The 24,654-nt window shown below is 58.8% G+C and carries 17 protein-coding genes; 9 read left to right on the top strand and 8 right to left on the bottom strand.

The window, feature by feature from the left end; all coding sequences use genetic code 11:
• The first annotated feature begins 12 nt into the window (after window positions 1–12).
• Complete coding sequence (locus PTZ19_RS16735) at window positions 13–1,629, top strand: response regulator transcription factor (protein ID WP_276356222.1); 1,617 nt, start codon at window positions 13–15, stop codon at window positions 1,627–1,629.
• Window positions 1,630–1,641: 12 nt separating this feature from the next.
• Here PTZ19_RS16735 and PTZ19_RS16730 read toward each other — a convergent pair whose 3' ends face one another.
• A complete protein-coding gene (locus tag PTZ19_RS16730; RefSeq protein ID WP_276356221.1) occupies window positions 1,642–2,916 on the bottom strand; it encodes a Gfo/Idh/MocA family oxidoreductase in 1,275 nt (424 codons plus the stop codon).
• Window positions 2,917–3,179: 263 nt separating this feature from the next.
• On the opposite strand from PTZ19_RS16730, the gene PTZ19_RS16725 reads away from it, so the two are divergent.
• The 3 genes from PTZ19_RS16725 (at window position 3,180) to PTZ19_RS16715 (ending at window position 6,331) form a co-directional block, all read left to right on the top strand.
• Window positions 3,180–4,526, top strand: a complete 1,347-nt coding sequence (locus PTZ19_RS16725) for an ABC transporter substrate-binding protein (protein WP_276356220.1) — start codon at window positions 3,180–3,182, stop codon at window positions 4,524–4,526.
• Window positions 4,527–4,608: 82 nt separating this feature from the next.
• Window positions 4,609–5,478 (top strand): carbohydrate ABC transporter permease, encoded by an 870-nt coding sequence (locus PTZ19_RS16720; RefSeq protein ID WP_276356219.1) that lies wholly within the window; start codon window positions 4,609–4,611, stop codon window positions 5,476–5,478.
• A 13-nt stretch (window positions 5,479–5,491) separates the two neighbouring features.
• Window positions 5,492–6,331, top strand: coding sequence for a carbohydrate ABC transporter permease (locus PTZ19_RS16715; RefSeq protein ID WP_276356218.1), 840 nt, complete (start codon window positions 5,492–5,494; stop codon window positions 6,329–6,331).
• A gap of 263 nt (window positions 6,332–6,594) precedes the next feature.
• Here the strand turns inward: PTZ19_RS16715 and PTZ19_RS16710 are convergent, their stop codons facing one another.
• Together PTZ19_RS16710 and PTZ19_RS16705 are read right to left on the bottom strand one after the other, a co-directional pair.
• A complete protein-coding gene (locus PTZ19_RS16710) occupies window positions 6,595–6,762 on the bottom strand; it encodes a hypothetical protein (RefSeq protein WP_276356217.1) in 168 nt (55 codons plus the stop codon).
• A gap of 188 nt (window positions 6,763–6,950) precedes the next feature.
• Window positions 6,951–7,820, bottom strand: a complete 870-nt coding sequence (locus tag PTZ19_RS16705; protein ID WP_276356216.1) for a helix-turn-helix transcriptional regulator — start codon at window positions 7,818–7,820, stop codon at window positions 6,951–6,953.
• A 115-nt stretch (window positions 7,821–7,935) separates the two neighbouring features.
• Between PTZ19_RS16705 and PTZ19_RS16700 the strand changes: the two genes are divergently transcribed.
• A complete protein-coding gene (locus PTZ19_RS16700; RefSeq protein WP_276356215.1) occupies window positions 7,936–9,459 on the top strand; it encodes a glycoside hydrolase family 31 protein in 1,524 nt (507 codons plus the stop codon).
• An 84-nt stretch (window positions 9,460–9,543) separates the two neighbouring features.
• Here PTZ19_RS16700 and PTZ19_RS16695 read toward each other — a convergent pair whose 3' ends face one another.
• On the bottom strand, window positions 9,544–10,419 hold the full coding sequence (locus tag PTZ19_RS16695) for an AraC family transcriptional regulator (protein WP_276356214.1): 876 nt from the start codon (window positions 10,417–10,419) through the stop codon (window positions 9,544–9,546).
• Between the two features lie 195 nt (window positions 10,420–10,614).
• On the opposite strand from PTZ19_RS16695, the gene PTZ19_RS16690 reads away from it, so the two are divergent.
• Window positions 10,615–11,766, top strand: a complete 1,152-nt coding sequence (locus PTZ19_RS16690) for a Gfo/Idh/MocA family protein (RefSeq protein ID WP_276356213.1) — start codon at window positions 10,615–10,617, stop codon at window positions 11,764–11,766.
• Between the two features lie 16 nt (window positions 11,767–11,782).
• Window positions 11,783–12,865, top strand: coding sequence for a Gfo/Idh/MocA family protein (locus tag PTZ19_RS16685; RefSeq protein ID WP_276356212.1), 1,083 nt, complete (start codon window positions 11,783–11,785; stop codon window positions 12,863–12,865).
• On the opposite strand, the gene PTZ19_RS16680 is transcribed toward PTZ19_RS16685, so the two are convergent.
• Together PTZ19_RS16680 and PTZ19_RS16675 are read right to left on the bottom strand one after the other, a co-directional pair.
• Window positions 12,815–13,063 (bottom strand): helix-turn-helix domain-containing protein, encoded by a 249-nt coding sequence (locus PTZ19_RS16680; protein ID WP_276356211.1) that lies wholly within the window; start codon window positions 13,061–13,063, stop codon window positions 12,815–12,817. The genes PTZ19_RS16685 and PTZ19_RS16680 overlap by 51 nt on opposite strands.
• Window positions 13,064–13,449: 386 nt before the next feature.
• Window positions 13,450–14,475, bottom strand: coding sequence for a DUF3231 family protein (locus PTZ19_RS16675; protein WP_276356210.1), 1,026 nt, complete (start codon window positions 14,473–14,475; stop codon window positions 13,450–13,452).
• Window positions 14,476–14,591: 116 nt separating this feature from the next.
• On the opposite strand from PTZ19_RS16675, the gene PTZ19_RS16670 reads away from it, so the two are divergent.
• Window positions 14,592–14,774 carry a response regulator gene (locus PTZ19_RS16670; protein WP_276356209.1) on the top strand — a complete coding sequence of 61 codons (183 nt, stop codon included), beginning with the start codon at window positions 14,592–14,594 and terminating at the stop codon, window positions 14,772–14,774.
• Here the strand turns inward: PTZ19_RS16670 and PTZ19_RS16665 are convergent.
• Together PTZ19_RS16665 and PTZ19_RS16660 are read right to left on the bottom strand one after the other, a co-directional pair.
• Entirely contained in the window at window positions 14,771–17,416 is a 2,646-nt protein-coding gene (locus tag PTZ19_RS16665) for an SLC13 family permease (RefSeq protein ID WP_276356208.1), read from the bottom strand. The two genes, PTZ19_RS16670 and PTZ19_RS16665, sit on opposite strands and share 4 nt — an antisense overlap.
• Before the next feature lie 34 nt (window positions 17,417–17,450).
• Window positions 17,451–21,779 carry a LamG-like jellyroll fold domain-containing protein gene (locus PTZ19_RS16660; protein WP_276356207.1) on the bottom strand — a complete coding sequence of 1,443 codons (4,329 nt, stop codon included), beginning with the start codon at window positions 21,777–21,779 and terminating at the stop codon, window positions 17,451–17,453.
• A gap of 161 nt (window positions 21,780–21,940) precedes the next feature.
• On the opposite strand from PTZ19_RS16660, the gene PTZ19_RS16655 reads away from it, so the two are divergent.
• Window positions 21,941–24,538 carry a winged helix-turn-helix domain-containing protein gene (locus tag PTZ19_RS16655; RefSeq protein ID WP_276356206.1) on the top strand — a complete coding sequence of 866 codons (2,598 nt, stop codon included), beginning with the start codon at window positions 21,941–21,943 and terminating at the stop codon, window positions 24,536–24,538.
• Window positions 24,539–24,654 lie beyond the last annotated feature (116 nt).

Below are 24,654 nucleotides of genomic sequence, written 5' to 3'. Positions count from 1 at the left end.
GGAGGCGTGGGTATGTACGAAATCTTGATCGTGGACGACCATACGCATTTGGTGGACAGCTTGGCGGACGGACTCCCGTGGGAGCAGATGGGCGTTTCGGCCGTGCATAAAGCCTACTCCGGCGAAGAGGCGCTGGAGCTGCTGCAGGTCCATTCCGTCGACATTATCGTCACCGACATCCAGATGCCGGGCATGAGCGGACTCGAGCTCGTATCGGTCGTCAAAGACAAATGGGTCAAAATCAAATCCGTGATCTTAACGGGGCACGACGAATTCCAGTACGCGCAAGAAGCGATTCGGCAAGGCATCTGCGAATATTTGCTGAAGCCCGTGGCCAACGAAGAGCTGGAAAAAACGATTCGCGCCTTGATCGCCGGCATGCAAAAGGAAGGGGAGCAGCTCGTCAATCAGCAGAAGCTTGCGTATTTGTTCCGGGAAAGCCTGCCGAAGCTGCGGGAATCGCTGCTTGCGGAGCTGCTGGGAGGCAAAATGCCGCCGGCGCCCATGCTGCGCGATAAGCTGAAACTATACGAATTGCCGTATCGGGAGTCCGATCCGGTGCTCATGCTGTGCATGCGGATCGAGGAGGATTTCGCCGGGACCGATCTGTACAGCGTGTCGCTGCTCGAATATGCCCTGACGAACATCGCGGACGAAATCTTCTCCCCCCGCTTTCACGTTTGGCATTGCAAGGACGACCACGATTACCTGGTTTTCCTGGTCCGTCCGGGGCAGCCGTCCGAAAGCTCCGAGAGGGAATGGCTGGAGGAAGCGGAAAGGCTGGCCCGCCTCGTGCAGCACCAGATCAAGCGTTTCTTGAAAATCAAGGTTTCCGTGGTCATGAGCAACTGGAGCTTGTTTCCGAACGAATTGTCCGCCGTTTACCATAACTTGCTTTCCTTGTTCACCGACTACATCGGGTTTCAGACCGAGAGCTTCTTCCATGACCTCCAGGAGCGGAACGTAGAGGAAATACGCCCATTGTCCGAATTGTACGCGTCCCCCACGTTCATGCAATTGCTGGAAGTCGAGCAATGGGACGCCGCCGAGCGGAAACTGACCAAGGTGTTCGAGGAACTGGAAAGCCGGGAAAACAAAACGAAAGAGCACGTCTTCGAAGCGTACGTCACGATCATGCAGGCTTTCGCCTATTACGTTCACAAGAAGGGCAAGCGTTTCAACGACATCTACGGCCGGGAAGCCGAGAAAATGCTAAGGCTCGATGCCGGCTGGAGCATCGAGCCGTTGCGGGAGTGGTCCTTCCGCGGCTTGCGGCAGCTGAAATCGTACAGCGGCAGCTTGTCCGACAGCTTCCGGAACGACCTCATCAAGCGGATCATCCGTTTCGCGGGCGAGCAGGTAAAGGACGTGACGCTGCAGTCCGTCGCCGACCACGTTCACCTGCATCCCGTGTACGTCTCCAATCTGTTCAAGGCCGAGACGGGAGAAAACTTCTCCAACTACGTGCAACGCGTGCGCATGGATGCGGCGATGCGGCTGCTGAGACGGAAGGAGCTCAAAATCAACCAAATCGCGCAAGAAGTCGGGTACCAGAAACCGCAATACTTCATCAAGCTGTTCAAAAACCATTACGGCATGACGCCGCAGGAATACCGGAGCGGGCTGTAGCCGTCGGCGAGCTCAGCGTACGTCGGCGGCGATCGCATCGCGGAAGCTTCTCAGCTCGACCGCTTCACCGCGTCGCTGCCTGGAGGCTTCCGCCGCGAACGCCATCAGATGGCTTTCGAGGGAAGCTTCCGCCGACGTCAGCGAACCGGAGAACTTCTCCGCGCGCAAGTCGGCGATGAATTGGCGCAAGACGCCCTCGTCTCCCCCTTGATGCCCGCCTTCTTCGCTCGGCGTCCGGATCAAGGTCCGTTTGGCGCCGGCGAATTCGAAGAGATCGATCTCCTCCTTATGCAAATCCCCGCGGATTTCCCCTTTCGTCCCCATGATCTGCACGATGCGGTTCGTATCGCGCGTGAACCCGCACATGCTGAACATGGCCGTCGCACCGTTCACGAATTCCATGGCCACGACCTGATGGTCGACCACGTCGTTATCCGTTCGATAGACGCATTTGCCGTAAGGACCGCTCTTAATCGCGTCCATCCGGTTCTCGAGCGTCGGCGGATCGGCGATCAGCCCGGCGTACGGATTCGCCTTCAGGTCTTGCGAGTAGAAACGCAAGGCGGAATAAGGACAGGACGCTTCCGCGGCGCAGCCGTCCGCGCACCGATCGGCCGCGCCTTCCGGGGCGTTCTCCGGGCGGAAGTGGGTCAGCGACCCGAAGGAACTGACGCGCGCGCATTCGGAATCGACCAGCCAGCGGATCAGGTCCATATCGTGGCAGGATTTGGCCAAGATCATCGGACTGGACAGCGAGGCGTTCCTCCAGTTGCCTCTCACGAAGCTGTGGGCGTAATGCAGGTAACCGACGTTCTCGTTGTGCTGGATCGATATGACGTCCCCGATCGTCCCTGCGGAGAGGATCGTTTTCAATTGCCGCCAAAACGGGATATAGCGGGAAACGTGGCAGATGGTCAGCAAACGGCCGGTTCTCCGCGCCATCTCGGTCATGGCGATGCACTCGGAAGGGCTGTTCGACATCGGCTTCTCCAGCAGCACGTGGTACCCTTGCCGCAAGGCGGCCATCGTCGGGGCGAAATGCATCCGATCCTGCGTGCAGATGAGGAGAGCGTCGCAGAAACGGGGCTGGGCCAGCAGCTCCTCCCATGAGGCGAAGATGCGCTCGTTCGGCAAATCGAAACGTTGCGCGAATGCCGTTCTTCTTTGCTCGTTCGGTTCGGCGACGGCGACGATCTCGGCTTCTTCCGGAAAACGGCTGAAGTAGGGAGCGTAGGCGATCAGCCCCCTTGCGCCTGCTCCGATGATGGCCAGCGTTGGCTTTCTCATGAAGGATCCTCCTCTTTAATGCAAAAGTTTGCGCAATATAATGCAATCAGTTCTGCAAAATCATTATGGATCGGGCGTCCTGTCGTTGCAAAGCGGATCTTAATTTTTGGGTCGCAATCTTTAAAATGAGGCATTTATTGCCCGTAATCTCGTGATTTATGATGAAAGCACAAGGGACGCCTTGTCAGGCGCCATTCGGGAAAATCTGCGCAAAATTTTTCCGGAACGTTGCCTGCAAATCATGATCTCGAGGGGGAACTACAGTGGCATTCGGCAAAAAAACTTGGATTTCCGCACTGAGCTTGCTGGTCGTGACCGCGCTGGCGCTGACGGGCTGCGGAGGCAGCCAATCGAATGACGGCAGTGAGGCAAGCTCGCCGGACGGCAGCAAGGGGGCAAGCGCCCCGGCCAGCCAAGCGTCAGACAAGCCGAAAGAGAACGTTACCTTGACGTACACGATTTGGGATCAACTGCAGCAACCGGCCATGGAAGCGATCGCCAAAGAGTTCACCGCCGAAAACCCGAACATCAAAGTCAAAGTAGAAGTCATTCCGTGGGGAGATTACTGGACCAAGATGTCCGCGGCCGCTCCGGCCGGAACGCTGCCGGACGTGTTCTGGATGCACAGCGGCCAGTTCGTGAAATACGCTTCCGGCAAATTCCTGGAGCCGATCACGGGTAAAGTGCAAGCCGGAGAGATCGACCTGAACGACTACGCGGCGAACCTGGGCTCGATCTACACGCTGGATAGCCAAAACTACGCGATCCCGAAAGATTTCGACACGATCGGGCTGGCGTACAACAAAGAACTGTTCGACCAAGCGGGCGTTCCCTACCCGGACGACACGTGGGATTACGCCAAGCTGGCGCAAGTCGCGAAACAATTGAGCCAACCGGATAAAGGCATCTACGGCTTCGCGGCCAAGATGGATACGCAAACGGGCTACTGGAACGATATGCTCGCGAACGGCGGATCGATCGTGACCGCGGACGGTTCGAAGTCCGGCTATGACGACCCGGCCTCGATAGAGGCATTGAAAGCCCGGTATCAAATGATTCTCGACAAAGCTTCTCCGACCCATCAACAAATGACCGACACGGACTCCACCGAGATGTTCAAATCCGGCAAAATCGCGATGATCTTCGAAGGCGACTGGAGAACGACCGACATCGACGGCAGCGACATCATCAAGGGCAAATGGAACTGGGCTCCGCTGCCGAAAGGCAAATCGAAGCGCGGCAACATCATCAACGGCCTCGGCAACGTGATGTCGGCTTCCGGCAAGCACAAAGACGAAGCTTGGCAGTTCCTCAAATTCCTCGGCTCCAAACGCGCCGCGGAAATCACGGCGCAGATGGGCGCGGCCATTCCGGCCTTCAAGGATACGCAAGCGGCATGGGTGCAATCCAAGCCGCATCTGAACTTGAAAGTGTTCATCGATCAAGCCGCGGACGCGGCGCCTTACCCGGCCGGCTCGAAAGCTTATCCGGTCTGGTTTCCGAAAGAAGCGGAAATCATGGCGCAAGCATGGGGCGGCAAGATTTCGATCGAAGACGGGGCCAAGCAAGTGGCGGCGATGATGAACCAAGCGATTGCCGACAACAAATAAGGCATCCGCACGGGTTGCGATCCAAAAGTCCGAGGCATTCCGGAGTTCCGGAATGCCTCGAATGAATGCGGGGAGGTTGGCCATGAATTCGAAAAGCAGGTACGTTTGGGCATATGCCATGATTGCGCCTACCCTGCTCGGCACGGTCTTGTTCTGGAGCTGGCCGGCCGTATATTCGATCTACCTCAGTTTTTTGAAATCCGAGAATTTCGGGCTGGTCAATCATTGGGTCGGGTTCGCGAACTACGAGAGGCTGTTCCAGGATCCGGAATTTTGGCGCAACCTGCGGAACACGCTGTATTACGCGGTCTTGTTCGTGCCGCTGACGCTCGTGTTCTCCACGTTTTTCGCGGTGCTGCTGAACGCCAAGATCCGCGGGTTGTCCGCGTACCGCGTCTTTTTCTTCTTGCCTCAGGTGACGATGCCCGCCGCGGCGGCCATGGTTTGGGTCGTGCTGTTCGCGCAAGACTACGGGTTCATCAACTATGTGCTCGGAACGCATGTCGCATGGATTTCCGATACGAGGTTCGCGATGTTCGCGCTGGTCATCGTCGGGGTCTGGGGAGCGATCGGCCTGAACATGCTGCTCATCCTGGCCGGCTTGCAAGGCATTCCGAGGGTGCTGTACGAAGCCGCGGAAATCGACGGGGCCGTGCGGTTCCGCAAGTTCCGTTACATCACCTTGCCGTTGCTGACGCCGACTTTGTTTTTCACGTCGGTCGTGCTGATGATCGGCGCGACCCAGATATTCGATTCGATCTACTTGCTCATCGGCAAGACGAACGTCGCGCTGCCTGCCGTACGTTCCCTTGTCTACGCGTATTACCAAAACGCGTTCGTCTATTACGATCAGAACTACGCGGCGGCCATCGTCGACGTTCTGCTCGTCATCAATTTGATTTTGACGGGTCTGCAGTTCGCGTTCCAGAAAAAATGGGTCATCTACGACTAAGGGGGGATAGAGAATGGCGACACGATCGCAGGCCCGTTCGGGCAAATCCAATTGGCCGATCCACCTGGTTCTTATCGCAGCGTCCGTTGTCATTATCGTCCCCTTCCTGTGGATGGTCCTGACGTCTCTCAAGACCGTGACGGAAGCGACCCAAATCCCGGTGAAAATTTTCCCGTCCCATCCCGATTGGAGCAGCTACGCGAAGGCATTCGAAAAATCCGATTTCAAGCACTATTACTTGAATACGGCGTTCAGCGCGTTCATGAAGACGGTGTTCCCCGTCATCTTCAGCTCCATGGCGGCCTACGCTTTCGCGAGAATCCGGTTCCCGGGAAGAACGATTCTGTTTTTCGTCGTCATCTCCGTCATGATGGTGCCGAATCCCGTCTTCTATACGCCGCAATACTTGCTCATGAGCCAATGGGGATTGGTCAATACGGTGACCGCCCTGTGGATTTGTTCGCTGGTCAGTCCGTTCGCCACGTTCATGCTCCGGCAATTTTTCCTCGGCATTTCCAAAGAACTGGAGGAAGCTGCGATTCTGGACGGCTGCAATCCGTTTCAGACGTTCCGATATATCATGCTGCCTTTGGTCAAATCCGCTTTGGTCGCGATCGTGATCATTCACTTGCTCTGGTCCTGGAACGAATTGCAATGGCCGCTCATCATCAACAGTTCGCCGGATAAGCTCACGTTGTCTTCCGGTTTAGCCACGCTCGTCTCCATGTTCAGCACGAATTATCCGATCTTGATGGCCGGGGCTTTCATGGCCGTCATTCCGATGATCGTTCTCTTTTTCATCTTCCAGAAGCGGTTTATCGAAGGCGTGGCGTTCAGCGCGCACAAAGGATAATCGGGGTCTCCATCCGCGTTTGCGGGAACCGCAAGTCCGAGGGCTATCCTTTACGGGATGGTCCTTTTTTGGCCGTGGAGGGTATTCGGAAGGGAATTCCAGGTGGGTAGATACGGAGTTGTCGCTTTCGACGGCCGAGTTATTGCGCAAAAGCAAAAATTCCTAGGTGAGCTCGTTCGCATGGAAGTGAATGGCCGGGAGGCGGGCGTGCGAATGTGGAAGCCCTACTCTTCGAAGCGGGTCGTTAGCTCAAGCCGGGGCATTCATAGCTGAGGAGTCTGTTCCAGCATGTCAGGCGGCACCGGCAGGCTTTGCACGATCTCGTCCATACTGAACGAGGCGCAGGGAACCGTCCGCGAATGGATCGTATCGTCTCCGGCATAAACCTCGGCAAGTTCGTAACGGCCTCCATCCAGTACATATTGCTCCAAGGCTCATCGGCTCCAAGACGCCGTCCGAAATCTCGTAACGGTTGCCGTCATCGATCATATTGGCATACATCTCATACGTAACGGGAGACTCCTGAATGACTTCTTCATACGTTTTTTTCTTCATTCCGATCCCTCCGCTTCACGATAAAAATAGCCCCACCGGGTTGTCAACGATCCTGCATCCGTGATTACCCGTAATAGACGGCGTCATACGGGAATTCGAGCTTCTTCTCCCGATACTCCTTCGGCGTCATGGACATGTACTCGCGGAATACTTTGCCGAAGTAGCTGGGGGTGTCGAACCCGCAACGCGCGCCGATCTCCCGGATGGGCAAGTCGGTCGTCCGGAGCAAGGCCAGCGCGGCTTCCACCCTTCGGTCCCGCAAGTAGGCGAGCGGCGAAGTGTGCTCCGACTTCTGGAACAGCCGGCACAGATAGTGCTTGTTGATCCCGCACTGCTCCGAGATGGCATCCAAAGTAAGGGGGGATGCATAATGTTCCCGGATGAATGTCTTGGCTTTGTCCAGGACGGAGCCGGGCTGGGCGCCTATCTCCTTGCCGAGTTCCCTGCTGGACTGAATCAAGGTCAACATCCAATCATAGGCCAGAGCGGATAACCGATACTTATCGGTTACTTTCTCTTCGGCGATCATCCGGAACAGCTTCCAATAGTGAACGATGAGAGAAGAATCCGCCCCTCTCCGAATAACCGGTCCCTCTTGTTCCGTCACGAGATCCCAAATGCGATTCGCTTCGTCCCCTCGCAAATTCAGCCATAGGATTTCCCAAGGTTCGTCCGCTCGCGCGTAGTAGTAGCAGTGCTTGCTGGGCACTTTGACCAAGAAGCCCGTGCCCGGCGGCAGGGCGTGGGTTTGCTGTTCGAGTTCGAGATAGCCTTGTCCGCTAAGCGTATATTGAAAGATGACATGCCCGCTGTCGGGGCGTTCGTCGCCGGCGAAACGATAGGCGGGGCTGTTGATCTTCTGCCAGCCGATGGAGTCGAGCGTGACGATCGACCGGTCGTCGTTGCGAAACGCGTAAGAAGCAGGAGCAAGCATGCGCGACCTCCGTTACGAAAAGTCAATTTTGTTCTATTATAGGTCACAACTTTCAGATTGTCGCTCTGGATTCGATAGCGGTAAGATCGAACCAGATAAAGGAGCGTGGCCTATCATGACGACTCGAGAACTTATGATTCAACTGCTGCCCGGCGAGTATTGGTGGGGCGGACGTGCCGCAGACGGGAAACACATGCCTTATGGGGCATCTCTGTTCAGCGTTGACTTAGCGGAAAGCAATAACGCCAATCAGGCCTCTCCCTTGCTGATTTCCAGCAAGGGCCGATACGTATGGAGCGAGGAACCGTTCTCTTTCCGCTTCGATCGACAGAGTCTGAGCGTGAGCGGCACGGAGGGGGAACCGATCGTTGGCGAAGGCCATGAGACGTTGCGAGGGGCGTACCTCCACGTCTCCCGGACCTTTTTCCCGCCGGTGCCTTCCCTCCCGGAAGAGCTGCTGTTCACGGCACCCCAGTACAATCTTTGGATCGAGTTGCTCTACGAACCGACGCAAGAGAAAGCGTTGCAATATGCGCGAAGCGTGCTCGCCCAGGGAATGCCTCCGGGCGTCATCATGATCGACGACAATTGGCATGAACCGTACGGAACTTGGACTTTCCACTCGGGACGGTTTCCCGATCCCAAGCGCATGGTCGACGAACTGCATGCGATGGGCTTCCAGGTCATGCTGTGGGTATGCCCGTTCGTCAGCGCGGATTCCCAGACGTTCCGCAAGCTTGAGCCGGAAGGGATTCTCTTGAAGGACCGGGATGGCAACACGGCGATTCGCAAGTGGTGGAACGGGTACAGCGCCGTGCTGGATGGCACGAACCCCGCTGCGGTCCAGTGGATGCACGGGCAACTGGATGCTTTGCAATCGGAATACGGGATCGACGGCTTCAAGCTGGACGCGGGCGATTTCGATTTTTACGAGCCGGACGACCGAAGCTTCGTTCCGACGACCCGCAACGGGCACTGCGAAGCTTGGGCCCGGGTCGGCCTGAAATATCCGCTGAACGAATACCGGGCATGCTGGAAGCTCGCCGGCCAGCCCCTCGTCCAGCGATTGAAGGATAAGCGGCATGAATGGGGGGGAGACGGGCTCGGCGCCCTCATTCCCGACGGATTGGCGCAAGGCTTGCTCGGCTATGCGTATACGTGCCCCGACATGATCGGCGGAGGAGAATATTCGAGCTTCATGGCGGAGAGATTGGACCCGGAATTGTTCGTCCGATCCGCCCAATGCTCGGCTTTGTTCCCCATGATGCAATTCTCCGCCGCTCCATGGCGCATTCTGGATGAAGAGCATCTTCGCTATTGCGTGGAGGCGGCCAAGCTTCATAGGCGATTCGGCGCCGAAATTCTGGAACTGGCCAAACATGCCGCCGTTACCGGAGAGCCGATCCTTCGCCATATGGCCTACGAGTTTCCCGATGAAGGCATGGAGACCGTCAAGGATCAATTCATGCTGGGCAGTACGCTGCTTGTAGCCCCTGTCGTTGTGAAGGGTGCGCGAGCCCGAAAGGTGGCTTTCCCGGCCGGCACTTGGGTGGGGGACGACGGCAGCGTCGTGGCAGGACCCGCGAGCGTGGCAATCGAAGTTCCGCTCAGCAGGCTGCCATACTATAGGAAACAATAACGAAAGGCGAGGAGGAACGTAACCCAAGCCAAGGCGCGGGGGCGTCCTTTTTAGGACTACGGGGGCGGACTGTGGACCCGCGTCTTACGGCCCCGCCCATTTTTTGCGATATTGATGCGGCGCGATGCCCATATGGGATTTGAACAGCTTGCAGAAATACGAGGCATTCGTCAGGCCGACGGCTTCGGCGATCCAGGAGACGGGCTTGTCGGTCGTCGTCAGCAGCCGGACCGCTTGGTGGATTCGGCGGGCGGCCATGTACTCCGTGATGCTGACCCCGGTCGCTTCCTTGAACAGGTGGGACAGATGGTAAGGGGAGAGATGAAGAGACCGGGCCATCTCCTCCAAACGGAAAGGCGACGCGTAATGGGCTTCGATCCAGCTTAAAATAGGCTCGACCTGGCGGCTTTTTCGGCGGGTATGATACGCCTTCGCGTCCGGGCCGAGACGCTCCCACGCCGCCTTCAGGAAGCGAATGAGGCCGACGAGAAACAAGGATATTTCCTCCAGCATGTCCGCGCCCGTTAAAGTCGGCAACTGCTCGTTCATGCCGCGAAACAGGCTGTCCAATTGGGGGTGCCCGTCGATGTCGTAGAGACAGGGATAAGGGAGTTGACCGAAAGACAAGAACCGGTAAAACGAATGCAGAGACGGCCAAGGCTCGAAATAGGACTCGAACATGGTCGGTTCGAAGATGGCCAGACTGCGTTCGAAACTTTGGCCGTCCTCGTACTCCAGTTTCAGATGATGCAGTTGATAGGGTTGAAACATGCAAAACATCCCCGGCCGGATTTCGTAGCGGGTATTGTTCACGATCATGGTGCCTTTGCCTTGGTGAATCCAGAGCAGTTCGATGCCCAAGTGGGAGTGGAACGTTTCCCGATGCTCGTAGTTGACGCTCTTGCGCTGATAAGCGAATTCCAAAGGGTTCTCGCCGTGATTCCTTCTGACGAACGGCATGCGACCGTCCTCCCTCGCGCCTATCCTCCGACGACGCATTCGAAGATACCCTCACTATAACGAATCGATCTTCCTCGTACAAGCTAAAAACCGCAATACAGCGTTATTTTCTCCCCCATACCGAGTCACTTTCGCCAAGCCGATTCCTCTAAAATTCGGGTAGATTCCGAATCTCGCAAATGGAGGGACCGACGTATGCTGAAAGTCGCCGTTATCGGCTCGGGCGCGATCTCGCGCGCCCATATCGAAAGCTATTTGCGGTTCAGGGACCGCTGCACGATCGCGGCAATTTGCGACATTTATCCGGAGAAGGCGGAAGAGCTGAGAAAGCAGTACGGACTGGACGCCCGAATCCTGAAGGATTACGCCGAGCTTCTGCGGGAGGACATCGACCTCGTGTCGGTCTGCACGCCGCCGTATACCCATGCCGACATTACCGTCGACGCGCTGAACGCCGGCAAGCATGTCGTCGTCGAGAAGCCGATGGCCTCTTCCCTGGAAGAGTGCGACCGGATGAACGCGGCGGCAGCAGCCTCGGGCAAAATCCTCTCGGTCGTCAGCCAAAATCGGTTCGGCGACGGCATTCAGAAGCTGAAGCGGGCGCTGGACTCCGGACTGGCCGGACGCATCGTGCATGCCCAGGTCGATTCGTACTGGTGGCGCGGGTACGTCTACTACGACCTGTGGTGGCGGGGAACGTGGGAGAAGGAGGGCGGAGGCTGCACGCTGAATCACGCCGTCCATCATATCGACATGCTCCAATGGCTGATGGGGATGCCCGAGCAGGTGACGGCGGTGATGAGCAACACGGCTCACGACAATGCCGAGGTCGAGGATTTATCCATCGCGATCCTGAAATATCCCCGGGCGCTGGCGCAAATCACGAGCTCGGTCGTGAATCACGGCCAGGAGCAGCAGCTGATCTTCCAGGGCGAGAAGGCTCGCGTCTCGATGCCGTGGAAGGCGGTGGCTTCCGTGTCCAAGGAGAACGGCTTCCCGGAAGAGAACGCGGCTCTGGAGCAAGAGTTGACGGAGCTGGCGGACAAGGTTCCGCCGTTGCGGTACACCGGGCATGCCGGCCAGCTCGACGACGTGCTGACGGCGATCGAGAACGGCACCGGCAAGGTGTTGGTCACGGGGCAGGAAGGCCGGCGAACGCTGGAGTTGATCACGGCGATTTACCAGGCGGCCAGCACCGGTATGACGGTGAGCCTGCCGCTGCAATCGGACAGCCCATTCTATACGCGCGAAGGCATTTTGAAAAACGCCCCGCGGTTTTATGAAAAGAAAAACGCGCTGATCGGTTTCGCGTCCAACGAAATCACCGTCAGCGGCGAGCCATCGTAAGGGGAGGACGAACGGGATGAACCGAAACGGCGGCATGAATTACGCGCCGAAAGGCAAGCCCCGACCGGTGGTCGGCCCGGGGGACTTCACGATTGCGGCGGTCGCGCTCGATCACGGCCACATTTACGGCATGGTGAACGGCTTGCTGGAAGCGGGCGCCACGTTAAAATGGGTGTATGACCGCGATCCGGCCAAGGCGGAGGCTTTCGCCCGCACCTACCCTCAGGTCCGAATCGCCTCCTCGGAGGAGGAAATTCTGCAAGACCCGCAGGTCCGGCTCATCGCGGGAGCCGCCGTTACGTCCCAGCGCTGCGCGTTGGGGCTGCGCGCGATGGCGGCGGGGAAAGATTATTTCACCGATAAAGCGCCCTTTACCACGTTTGAGCAGCTGGAGGCGGCCCGAGCGATGGTACGGGAGACCGGCCGAAAGTACATGGTCTACTACAGCGAACGGATCCATGTGGAAGCGGCGGTTTACGCCGGACAGCTCATCGGGCAGGGCGCGATCGGACGCGTGCTCCAGGTGACGGGCTTCGGTCCGCACCGGCTGAACGCCAAGTCCCGGCCGGCATGGTTCTTCCAGCGGGAGCATTACGGAGGCATCCTGTGCGATATCGGCAGCCACCAGATCGAGCAGTTTCTTTATTATGCCGGCTGCAAGAAGGCGGAGGTGCTGCACAGCAAAGTCGCGAACTACAACAACCCGGAGTATCCGGAGCTGGAAGACTTCGGCGATGCGACCTTGCTGGGCGATAACGGGGCCACGCACTATTTCCGCGTCGATTGGTTCACGCCGGACGGGCTGGGGACTTGGGGGGACGGACGGAACCTCATTTTAGGGACGGAAGGCTACATCGAACTGAGGAAGTATATCGACGTCGCCCGCGAACGGACCGGCAACCACGTATACCTGGTCAACCGGGAAGGAGAATACCACTTCCAGGTGGACGGGCAGGTCGGGTATCCGTTCTTCGGGGAGTTGATCCTGGACTGTCTCAATCGGACCGAGAACGCGATGACGCAGGAGCATGCGTTCATGGCGGCCGAGTTATGCTTGAAGGCGCAGCAAATGGCGGTCCGAATCGAAGCGGAGCGGTAAATGGACCTGCACCATGAGGGAATCCCTCATGGTGCGTTTCTTTTCTCGGGACAATCTCCGATAGTCGTTCGGGCTTGTCCCCATCAGCTTGCGGAACATCCTGCGAACATGCGTCAAGTCGCGATACCCCGTGCTTTTCGCGGCGTTTTGGATTTTGTCGTCCGTATCTACCTGGATCGACGCCGTCCAGAACAGCAAATTCGCGATCTCCTGAATTATAGGTCCCGATAAAAACCGAACCGCAATCGGCGATCCCGAAGAATCGTCAATTGCGGTTTCTTTTCTACGACCGACCCATTCGCATACCAGGTCGAAAAACACGGACACCATCAGGCTAAGGGACACAGAGGACGTTATCGGGGGCATTCCTCAACCTATCGTATTCTAACGGACGCGATTGCACTAATTCAGCAAAAATACCGCTGATTAGCCGCGAAGTGATGCGCTTAAGGTCCGTGTTGTCCGTTACGATTTGAAAAACGTTGAAATTGCTCCAATAACGGCTGTGGTGTCCGTAACGATCGGCATAAGGGCAAATCTTCTGTATGTCAATTAGTCAACCGTAGTTTTTTTAAAAGTCCGTTTCAGGACTTCATCAATTGCTTCCGGTCGGTCGTCAACGGCGGTTGTTCCAACCATCTTCGTTCCACCACGGCATCGAACGTGTCTTTTCCGTACGCCATGATTTGAGCGATCAGCCTGGAGTAATTGGCGGCGAGATCCGCCCGCATGGCGAGGGAGAGCGCGTGGGCGATCAAGACGATGTCCACCGAATTCAAAGTATGGATCATGGCCAAGATCAGCTTTTCCGAGAATGGGGAAGCGGTGGAATCCGTTACGACCATGTTGACGCTCATGACGCCGAGTAAGTCCTCCTCCTGCAGCAAGGTGTTGAAGAGGTCGATCTGATGCTCGCTTATTTTTTTGCCCTGAAGCGCCAAATCCCGCAAATTTTTGTCTTCCAGGACTTGCGCGAAGCCCAACATCAGGGTGACGGAAAAGTAGTTCCGCTCGATGTTGAAGAAGATTTCGGTCAGCTCGACCGCGCTGAGTCGGCGCTTCCGTCCCCAAATCCCGTCCAGGAACGATTCTTTCTGCACGTATTCGACTTGCTCTGGATAATTCATGAACGGCGGTCGGTCGTAAAGTCCTTTTTCCAGCAGCATCCGAACGGCTTTGCCGAACATTTCGGTGCATTCGCGCAGGCACTCGTTGAAAAAATCGAGTACGTCCAGTCTGACGGTACTGGAAGCGATAAACGAATAACTGATCATCGACAGCCGGTTCATCATGTAGACGAAGCTTAAGCTGAACGAATCGAGGAAAAGCGGCGGAGCGGCTAAATTCACGTCATTTTCCGAAAATCCCGCCGGGACCGGGAAATTTTCCGCTTGGAAAAAGGCCTTCATTTTGTCGACCCGCTTACGCGATAGATCCAAGGCCTCTTGCGCGAGCGGAACGATCTCCGCGTCTTGGAGATGATGCACGAAATAGGTCAGGAAACAGACCGCCATCGTTTCTTGGAGATAGGCGCTCCAAAGTCCTCCGATTTCCGCGCAGGTCCAATCGATGTTGACGGCTTTCGTTTCCGGTTTCGGGCCAACGGACAAGGCAATCACCTTCTTACGCGGATTCTTACGCGGTTTCTTCCGCTGTATAGGATGCCCTTTCGTTCTTCGGATATCCAAGCATCGCTCCTGACACGCTTTTAACGGGCACCCCTTCCATGATTCGGGGGGAGCTGTCCTGCCGGGTCGCGCACGAATGCTCGAACGGGCGGGACGCGCTGGCGCGGCTGGAGAGCCATTCGGCCGATCTCGTGCTCAGCGACGTCAAAGTTTGCGCTGCCGCTCAAGGTCCCCGTTTCCATCGATCGGCGGGTTCAAGACGACGGGCCGGCAGCGCTTAACGAATCAAACCGAGCCAGCTCCAGAACGGCACGCTGACGAGCACGGCGGCGAAAACCGCCGCGGCGTAGAAGACCGCCGTCCATTGGCCTTGCCGATGGGTGAACGATTTTTCTTCGGCGCTGTAGTACGCGGTTAAATACGTCGGCGATTGGTAGGAGAAGAAGAACGGATCCGTCGCGAGCAGGATGACGAACACGAGCACCCAGGGATGGATGCCTGCCTTTCCGGCCAGCGGAAGGAACGAAATGACCAGCAGGATGACGGCGGCGTCGTCCCGGACCAGCAGCGTCACCAGGAACGAGACGGCCATCGCGGCGACGAGAAACAGAGCCGGAGACGACAGGAAGGGCGCCATCTTGCTTCCCAGGAACGTGGACAGGGCATCGATGACGCCGAGCTGGCCGGCAACGGCCGCGAAGCTGAACGCGACCCCGATGAACAGCAGGAACGTCCAGTCGATGCCCGTTTTGAGCGTTTTGGCGTCCAGCACGCCGCTCACGACCAGCGCCGCGAAACCGAGCAGCATCACCCAGGCGTTGTCGATTCCGTGCAGCGGCTGCAGGATCAGCAGGACGATGGAGCCCGCGGTCGCAGCCAGCGTAAGCTTTTCCTCGCGCGTCCATTTGCCCAAAATCCGCAGCTGTTCCTCCAACGTTTTTTCCGAGACCGTTTTGCCGGATTCGGACGGTTTGAAGAACAGGAAGATCAGCAGCAGCATCGTCGCGCCGAACACGAGGAAGGCGGGCAGAGCGTACCAGAACCACCGGAACCAGGACATAGGTTCGGCGATACCGGCCAGCCCATAGGCCATCACGTTCGTGTACGAGCCGGTAAGGACGAACGGAGCCGTAAATCCGTAGAACACCATCGCGGTCAAGCCGAATCCGGCGGCTCCCCGGCCGCGTTCCGGAAACCCCATCGATTCCGCCAGCATCCGGGCGACCGGAACGCCGAGGGAGACTTTGGCGGAGGAGGACGGGATGAGCGGGTTCAGCAGCGCGCCTCCGGCGGCGATACCCAGCAGCTGGCCCCGGTAATGCCGGGGAACGCGTTGCAGCGTTCGGAGCGCGAGGCGGTACAGCAGGCCGGATTTGGCCACGGCCGCGCCGACCGCGAGGATGAACAGCATGTAGAGCCAAGTCGGCGATGCGAACCCGGACAGGGCGGTTTCCGGCGGCACGAGGCCCCGGACGACCCAGTACGCCGCCATCCCCAGCGCGACCACGAAATCGGGGATAATGCCCGAGATCCACAGGACGACGGCGGCCAGCCCCGTCCCGACGAATTCCATGGCCGGCCGGGACAGCCCGCCGAACGGAGCGGCGAAATGGAAATACGCCAGGAAGAGCAAGGAGAGGACGATGGCCGCTGCTCCTGCGTACCGTTCGCGACCTCTCCATCTGCCGACTCTTTCGGCTCTTCTCCGATTCCGTCTTTCCGCGGCCTGCCGTTTCGCCAATCGGTAGGACCGCTCATCGCGGAATTCCGTTTCGAATGGGGAGACCGCGTCGGCTCCGGACAAAGCTTCGGCGATCTGCAAATAGTCGAGGGCTTTTTTCTCCATCCGAAGGGCATGACACCAGTCCGCCGCCCATTCGTACAAGGAAACGAGCCGTTCGCGGGCGAACCGTTCACGGCCGGCATCCAGCGCGGTCTCCAGCTTACGCAAGCCGTTCTTCCGCGCTTGGGCGATCCCGTGCCGAACGTAACGATCGAACACCGGAGAGCGCTCCAGGAGAAGCTCGTCCGGGCAACGGTCCAGTTCGGGGAAGACGGCGTCTTCCATGCGCTTGTCCATGGTGCCGAGGAGAATCGCCCGTTCCACGGCGTCCAAGGCGGCATCCCATCGGCCGGTTTCCGCATGCAGCAGGACCGCGAGATCGGCTTTCCCGGCGTCCCGGTAATGATCGGAAGCGCGGCGAAGCCATTCCTGTTTGCGTTCGTATCCGAACTTTGCCGTGAACCGTTCGGCTAACGTGCCTCTCCATTCCGCCTTGACCGCGACTCGATCGCGGCTAACCGTTTTTTCCTCGAAGAAGTCCGCCATCAGCGGGAACTCGCGGAGTGCCCGTTCCAGCGAACCGATGCCCTGGGCGGATTCCAGCCAGCCGGCATCCGCGGCCGGAAGCAGCGAAGCATGCAGGACGCAGTCGGCGAGCGGTTCGGGCAGCTTCTCCAAGCGGTCGGCGGCGAGACGGCTCTTGGAGGCTTTGTTTTCCTGCAGGCTGCGGTTCGTCCGGACGAGTCTGCCGGACAATAGCCGAATGAAGTAGGAGGAGGCGGCGGGATTCTCGGCGATGAGCGATTGGAAAGCCTCCCGGTTCAACTCGTAGAGCGCGGTATCGGCCGCGGCGACCGCCGTGGCGGAGCGGGGTTCCCCCGTGAGCAGCGCCATCTCCCCGAAGGAATCGCCGGCTTTCAGCGCCGCCAGCAATTGTCCGTTTCCCTCGCCGGCCCCTTCGCCGCCCCCCGAGAACAGTTCGACCTCGCCGTCCTGGACGACGTACATGGATTCTCCGAGGTCTCCCTGGCGAAACAGCACGGCGCCCGCGGGTAGTCGCACCGTTTCCCATTTGCCCAACGCCCGGGCGATGTCCAGGTTGGACCAGCCTTCGAACAACCCCGCTTTTTTCAGCTCCATGATGCCTTAACTCCGTTCGATTGAGGATTCCGGTTTAGCTTTCGCGCAATTCATCCAGCAGCCGGTAGAGAAGGGCGGCTGCCTCCGCCCTAGTGGCCGGACGTTCCGGATGGAATGCGCCGTCAGGATCGCCGCTCATGAGACCGGCCGCCGCCGCGGAATGGACGGAGTTTCTGGCCCATGAGGGCAGCGCATCCTCATCCCGGAATTCGGTGCTGCCGCCGCTCGCTTCCATGGAATACGCCCGCAGCGCGTTCGCCGCGATGACGGCCATTTCCGCCCGGGTGATCGGACGGTTAGCGTCGAAGCGAGATAGCCGCCCATTGGCTAGCGCGTCGCCGCGCATAAGCCCGGCCTGCGTCACGGCGGTTACGTCGGTTCGGGCCCAAGCGGGGATGCCGTCTTGGTCCAGGTAATCCGCCGGCTTCGAAGACGACACCGCCAGTCCCAGCGTTCGGGAGAGCATTCTCGCGAACTGGGCCCGGGTGACCGCCGTATCCGGGTGGAATTCGCCGTCCGGGAACCCGCTGAGAACGTCCATGCCGATGAGCCGTTCCGCGTAAGTCTGCGCCCAGTGTCCGCGTAAGTCGGCGAACGCGGTGTGCCGTGCGCCGAAGACGGCGAACTTCGTGAAATGGTCGACCTGAACGGTTACCGTCCCGTCCGGATGAACCGAACCGCCTTCGTAAATCCACCGTTTCAGAGAGTCGTTATAATAAAATACCGCCGGAACATCGCCTTCCGGAACCTGACGATCGCCGAATCGGAAGGTCATTCCGATCGGCGTTCGGAACGTGCGGCCGGTCGTGCTGGCCAGTTCCAGCACCCGGCTTAAGGCCGCGTGGTCCGGGAAGGCAGGAGCCTGGGCTTCGGGTACGACCGCAACGCCGATGGTGCCGTCCGATTCGACGGCTCCCGCCGGAACCGTGATCGTCATCAAGCTGCCAAGGCTCCATTCCGACCGTTGGCCGACAAATACGTTAAAGGAGCCGGAAGTCGGATCTTCTTCATCGTCCGGCGTCGGATCCGTTGACGAAGATTCCGTCGTCGATGGTTCCGGGGACGGTATCGGATCCGGTGCCGGGCCGGAAGAAGGCTCAGGCGACGGGTCAGGCGACGGCGAAGGCTCAGGTATCGGGTCAGGCGATGGCCCCGGCGACGGCTCAGGCGACGGCTCAGGCGACGGGTCAGGCGACGGGTCAGGCAACGGTTCCGGTGCGGGATCCGCGAAGTCGAAGGCGAATGGTACGGACGTGACCGGCACGGTTGCCCCCGATATATAAGTTGGATCTACCGTGACGCTCGCATTTTCGATGTCGTTCGCATCCGCATGCGAATTCGCGCGGCCGGTGAAAGCGATCGTGAGCTGGCTGTCGCTGTCTCTCTTGACGCGGATGCCGAGTCCGGCGGGCAGGTTGTTCACCGTAACGCCGCCGTCCATATCCGCGGCGAACGTGCCGTTCTCCAGCGTCACCGTCAATGAGCCGGCGATGGAGCCGTCATTGGCGGAGGATTCGGTCAGCACGGAGCTGCCGAGCGACAACGCGGGCAGCTTGGGCACGATGGCGATCGTAAACGTCTGAACGGCGGACGTATCCTTGCCGCCGTTGTCCGTGCCACCGTCGTCTTGAAGCGCAACGGATACCACGGCTTGGCCGGTCACTCCAGGCGCGGGCGCATAATGCAGATTGCCGTCTGTGTCGATGGAAGGTTGCTCCTCGAACAGCTCCGGATGGTCGCTGCTGACCGTGAACGTTACCACCTGGGCAGCCTCATCGGCAGGTCCCGCCGAGATGTCCGTCGCCCAGCGGCTCACGATTTGCTCGGGGGCGTCGATGGCGACTTGCTGGTTCGCCCCCTTCGTGAAGGAAGGGGCGTCGTTCACCGGCTTAACGGCAAGGGGATAGGCCCGGGAAACGGACTTCGCGTCTTCCTGCGCTCCGTTACCGGAGTCGATAACGGTCAGCGTGACGGCGTCCGCCCCGTTGAAATCGCCGTTCGGCTCATACGTCAGATTCCGAAGCGCCGCGTTCAGATCTTGGGGAGACCCCGTATAGGCGACATGGCCGGTACCGTTCTCCCCGCCTGCTAGCGTCAGCCCGCCCGTGCCGGACAAGCGGACGCTGCCGTGCGGAGCCGAAAGATCGGCCGTAAGCGCAGCGTCCCCCTCGTCGCTGTCTCCGATTTCGTCGAGCGGAACGGCAACGAAGCCGTCCTCCTCCAATATTTGCTCCTCCGGCAGCGGATCGTCCCCCATGGGAGGTCTCAGCGCCGCTTCATACGAGCCGGTAATCGTGCCGTTGTTGTTGCCTCCGGCTCGGTCCGTGACGGTGGTGCCAGTGATATTTTCCATGTTCAGGTACAGTTGAAGATTGGCTTCGGTCCCCGTTCGTTTGCGGTTATAGTAGTCTGCGATTTCTTTAGGCGTTAACTGCTTGTTCCAGTACCGGACCTCATCCACTTCGGCTTGGCCGAACCGGCTCAGGCTCGAATCCCGCCCGATGGAGAGGGCGATGGGCTTGGTGGTATGGGACGTTTTTAACCCTGGCCAAAACAGATGATTGGCGATTTGTTTGCCATCCATATAGAGGCTATAAGAGATGTATTGGGTATCCCAGTCTTCATAGGCGTACGTGATGGCGTATTGATGCCAATTGGTAATGTCGGCAGGCTGGAAAGCGTCCTCGATCGCCATTTCCACGATCTCGGAAGAATTGTAATAATATACGCTCAACGTTTTTTTGCCCTTGTTGGGATGAAGGACGAACCCGTTCGGACCGCGGGAAGAGAGGAGAAATCCGTCTTCGCTCCATGTCGGCGTCAGGGAACGGGCCCACAGCTCGGCCGTAAAGGCGTCGTGGTTCGACAAACCCGATACGGTGATCGATGTGTCGGTTCCGTTCAAGCGCAGGGCATGGTTGCTGCCGATGAACGGCCGCGTATTGCGTTCGCCGACCGTGATCTTGAACGCGTCCGTTGCGGTATCCGCGCCGTCCAATGCCTGGCCGCCGTCATCCTTCAAGACGACGGTCACGTTAGCGCTGCCGGTGATGTCGGATTTCGGCTCGAATGTCAGCGTGCCGTTTCCGTCGATGGTCGGTTGCTCCAAGAACAGCTCCGGATTGTCATTGCTCGCCGTGAAGCTCACACCCTGGGTCTCGCCGGCACCGGCCGTGATACCGGTTGCCCAGGCGGGGAACGTTTGGGGACCGGATCCCTCATTCACCTCGATATCGGCGCCTTTAGTAAAAGAGGGAGCATCATTGATGCCGGTAACGGTGATCGGCCATTGATAAAATCCGGCGGCGGGGGCGGGGTCGTCCGCGCTGCCCGCATCGGTAACCTCGACGGTTAACGCGTCCGTCCCGTAGTAATCCGCATTCGGTTCATAGGAGAGAGTCTCCAGCGCCGCGTTCAAATCTTCCAACGTTCCGGACCAGCTCATTTCGGAGCTTCCGTTCTCCCCGCCCATGGGAGTCAGGTTGTCCGTCGAATCCAGCCGGAGGATTCCATGGTTGACGGTGAGATGCAGGGTGTACGGGGAGAATGGGACGAAATCCGCATCCATTACCTCCAGGCTTGGAAGCGGGTGTTTCCCCTTATCCTCGTAGAAGGAGAGCAACGGGGGAGCCTCCCTCGTTGCGGAGTAGACGGCTCCGGTAACGGTGGCGGGATCCAGGGGATCGAAGTCCCAATGGTGAACCAAGCCGGACTCCGACCCGCTCAGCCTGACATCCTTGTATTTCGCGATGTCGGAAGCCGAACGGGCGTAGTTCCAGATCCGCACTTCGTCGAACTCCGCTTGGCCGTAATGGGACGGGGAACCCGGGTCTTTACCTACCCACAGGGCGGAATAACTGACGCCGTGGCGGCTTTCTCCCGTGGAAGGGGCTGTCGCCACGAGGTTCCCGTCCAAATATAGCGCGCCAGGGCGTCCGAAATCGAACGCGAAGGCGTAATGGTGCCATTCCATGATATCGTCGACGTGAAAGCTGGCGCCGAATTTCGCGAGACGCCCGCTTCCGTTGTAGACGTAGACGTCTACGTCCGTCGTGCCTTTCACCGGGGATAAGACGACCCCATTCTCCGCTCGGGCCGACAACAGGAAGCCGCTGTCGTTCCATACCGGCGTATCGGACTTCGCCCACAGTTCGACCGTGAAGTCGGCGGCGAACTGTACGCTCGGGGCATATGCGGCCGCGTCGGTTCCGTTAAGCTGCACGGTTCCATCCGGCTTCGCGGCAATGATGGGCGCGTCATTCGCGGCCGCGGCCGCGAAGGGGATCCCCGCGAAGGATGAGAGAGACAATAGGAAAGCGAGAATCAGCGCGGAGGCCGTTTTGGACCGTTTGACGATATTCATGAGCGTTAACCTCCTTCGAACCTTACCGATCAAGCCCCCATTTTAAAGCATTCCGATCCGGGAAACGATTAACGAAAGTTAACTTTTTTCGTTGTTTTTTTGACGGAAAAAGACGAAGATGGAGGAAGAAACGAGAATTTTCCCGGAACGACGGAGGTTCGATGAGCACCTTACTCGATCACACCCTGCTGCTGACCAAAATCACCGTTCCCTTGGCGAAAGGCCGAGCCGTTAGAAGACCGAGGCTGATCCGGTCGATCGAGACAAGTCTGCGGGGCAAATTGACCGCGGTCTGCGCGCCGGCGGGATCCGGCAAAACGACCGTGCTGAGCCAGTGGGCGCGGGAATCCGGCCGGCCCGCGGCCTGGGTATCGCTGGACGAGACGGACAACGACCCCGGAAAATTTTGGCGTTATGCCGTGCACGCTTTGGCGGGCGCCATGCCCTCCGGCTCGCTGACGCGGGTCCTGCCGCTTGCCCATGCCTTGGCCGGCATCTCCGTACATACGTTTCTGGACGCGCTGCTGAACGAATTGTTGGCTTTCGGGCAACCGATCGATTTGATTTTCGACGACTACCAGGTCATCCGCGAAGCGCGCATCCATCAAGGAATGGAATATTTCATCGAATATTTGCCTCCGAACGTTCACGTCTTGATCGCAAGCAGAAGCGAGCTGCCTTTGCCGGCGGGCAGATGGACGGCTAGGGGGGAATTGTCGGAAATCGGGGCGCCGCAGCTGAACTTCACCTTGGAGGAAACGGAGCAATTCTGCGCGAAAACGGACGGCATCCCGCTGCAGCCCCGCCTCCTGAACCGCCTGCACGCGTACACGGAAGGCTGGGTCACGGGTCTGCAGCTGGCCTTGGTCTCGCTGCCTGCCTATCCGAATCCGGAGCGGTTCATCGAAGACTTCAAGGGCCACCGCAGCCTGTCGGGCTTCCTGTTCGAGGAGGTATTCGGCAAGCTGCCCCGCGACATCCAAAGCTTTTTGCTGGACACCGCGGTTTTGGACCGGATGGACGCCAGCCTCGGCGACGAAGTTTCGGGCCGGACGGACAGCCGGGATATGCTCGGGAAACTCGCGGCTTACAATCTTTTTCTTATCCCGCTGGACGACGCGGACGAGTGGTTCCGGTACCATCATCTATTCGGCCAATTTCTCCGGGCGATGCTCGCGCGGGAAAATCCGGAGCGGCGATTCGAGCTCCATCGTCGGGCCAGCCGGTCTTTGGCCGATCGCGGCCTGATGGGGGAAGCGATCGACCACGCCATCGAAGCGCGGGATTTCGCTTACGCGGAAACGTTGCTGGAACGGCATATCCCCACCGCGTTCATGCAAGGGGAATACCCGACGCTGCTTCGCTGGTTCGAAGCGCTGCCGGAGGATGACGGGCGTTCCCCGGACTTGACGCTTCTATACGCGTACCTGTTGTCCGCGGGCGGCATACCGGAGCGCGCGATGCGGGAACTGGACCGCGTGCGGCGCCGGTACGAATCGGAGCGGGACGAGGAGACGCGCGCCCGGCTTCAGAGCGGCATGCTGTTCGTCCAGTCCAATCTGCTGTTTTTCAGCGGCGATTTCGAACGTTGGCACGTGTTCGCGGCAAGCCATGCGGATCGGAAGCTGCCGTCGAATCGGACGTTTTACAGCTTCAACTACAACCTGACCGAGCCGTTCGTCCGGAGAACGGCGTTGGGACTGAAGGGGGTCTTGAACCCCCATACCGAGGCGATCGGCCTCAGCTTCGTTCGGGTCGTGGAAAGCCAGGGGTGGCAGGAATCCTACATCAATTTGTACGTGAGGCAGTCCCTGTGCGAAGGGTATTACGAGTGGAACCGGCTGGAAGACTGCAAGGCGAACCTGGCGGCGATCGAGCAGACGGTGAATCTCGGCAAAGTGCCGGGACTGCTCTTCCCCATGCGGTTGATGCAAGCCCGGCTTTACCTTCTCGAAGGAAAAGCCCACCTCGCCCATGTGACGGTCGACGAAGCGGCGGAATACGCCGGCACGCTGGCGGAACCGCATTGGTCGCAATTCTTGCGGGCGTTCAAAGCGCTGATTTACTTGTCGGAGGATGAGACGGCCCCGGCCAGAAAGCTGATTTCGTCGCTACGGATTTCGGAGAAGGACAAGCCTACGCTCAGCCGGGAAATCGAGTATTTGGCGCTCGTTCGCCTGCTGATCAAACAGAAGAAGCATACGCCGGCGCTCCGCCTGCTCGAATTGCTCAAATTGCAGTCGCGCAGGGAAAACCTGCTGAGCAGCCTTGCTGAAATTTCCATTCTCCAGGCGACCGCGGAATACCGGAGGGGCCACCGGTCGGCTGCGCTGCGCTTCCTGCATGAAGCTCTAACCATCGGGGAAGCGAACGGATACGTCCGGAGTTTCCTGGACGAAGGCAAAGGCATGGAGGACTTGCTCCGGAGTTACCTGGCCCAGAGAAAACGCGAAGCGGGCGCGCCGTTGTGGGAAGGCGTATCGGAAGCGTACGTGCAACGCCTGATCGGAGTGTTTCCGCAGTCGGGCGCTGACGCCGCAGCTCCGCCGGACGCCTCATTGGTCGAGCCGTTAAGCGAGAGCGAGACGGCCATGCTTGAGATGGTCCGCGCGGGTTCTTCCAACGGAGAGATCGCGCGCGAGCTCGCTTTGTCGGAGGGGACGGTTAAAGTATATTTGTCCCGTCTGTACGCGAAGCTCGGCGTCTCTTCCCGGACGCAGGCGGTGAGCAAAGCCAAAGAGCTTCGGATATTGGAATAGGCGTTCATTCGACATGATGATTCGGAATTCTTCGCCTGCGCTTTCAGGCATGCTAACCATGAAAAGGAAAAGGCTTTGCATGCTGCAAGAGGTGGAACGCAGCATGCAAAGCCTTT

The organism is Cohnella caldifontis (assembly GCF_029360585.1).
GTDB classification, from domain to species: Bacteria; Bacillota; Bacilli; order Paenibacillales; family Paenibacillaceae; genus Cohnella; species Cohnella caldifontis.
The sequence above is the reverse complement of the archived record's forward strand: the minus strand, read 5'-3'. Positions and strand labels throughout refer to the sequence as shown.

Bases quoted from the DNA above. Each gene is read 5' to 3' on its own strand.
- PTZ19_RS16665 (WP_276356208.1), bottom strand. From the start codon at position 17,416: ATGGAGCTGAAAAAAGCGGGGTTGTTCGAAGGCTGGTCCAACCTGGAC.
- PTZ19_RS16685 (WP_276356212.1), top strand. From the start codon at position 11,783: ATGAACCGAAACGGCGGCATGAATTACGCGCCGAAAGGCAAGCCCCGA.
- PTZ19_RS16660 (WP_276356207.1), bottom strand. From the start codon at position 21,779: ATGAATATCGTCAAACGGTCCAAAACGGCCTCCGCGCTGATTCTCGCT.
- PTZ19_RS16715 (WP_276356218.1), top strand. From the start codon at position 5,492: ATGGCGACACGATCGCAGGCCCGTTCGGGCAAATCCAATTGGCCGATC.
- PTZ19_RS16655 (WP_276356206.1), top strand. From the start codon at position 21,941: ATGAGCACCTTACTCGATCACACCCTGCTGCTGACCAAAATCACCGTT.
- PTZ19_RS16695 (WP_276356214.1), bottom strand. From the start codon at position 10,419: ATGCCGTTCGTCAGAAGGAATCACGGCGAGAACCCTTTGGAATTCGCT.
- PTZ19_RS16730 (WP_276356221.1), bottom strand. From the start codon at position 2,916: ATGAGAAAGCCAACGCTGGCCATCATCGGAGCAGGCGCAAGGGGGCTG.
- PTZ19_RS16670 (WP_276356209.1), top strand. From the start codon at position 14,592: ATGATTCGGGGGGAGCTGTCCTGCCGGGTCGCGCACGAATGCTCGAAC.
- PTZ19_RS16735 (WP_276356222.1), top strand. From the start codon at position 13: ATGTACGAAATCTTGATCGTGGACGACCATACGCATTTGGTGGACAGC.
- PTZ19_RS16700 (WP_276356215.1), top strand. From the start codon at position 7,936: ATGACGACTCGAGAACTTATGATTCAACTGCTGCCCGGCGAGTATTGG.
- PTZ19_RS16720 (WP_276356219.1), top strand. From the start codon at position 4,609: ATGAATTCGAAAAGCAGGTACGTTTGGGCATATGCCATGATTGCGCCT.
- PTZ19_RS16690 (WP_276356213.1), top strand. From the start codon at position 10,615: ATGCTGAAAGTCGCCGTTATCGGCTCGGGCGCGATCTCGCGCGCCCAT.
- PTZ19_RS16705 (WP_276356216.1), bottom strand. From the start codon at position 7,820: ATGCTTGCTCCTGCTTCTTACGCGTTTCGCAACGACGACCGGTCGATC.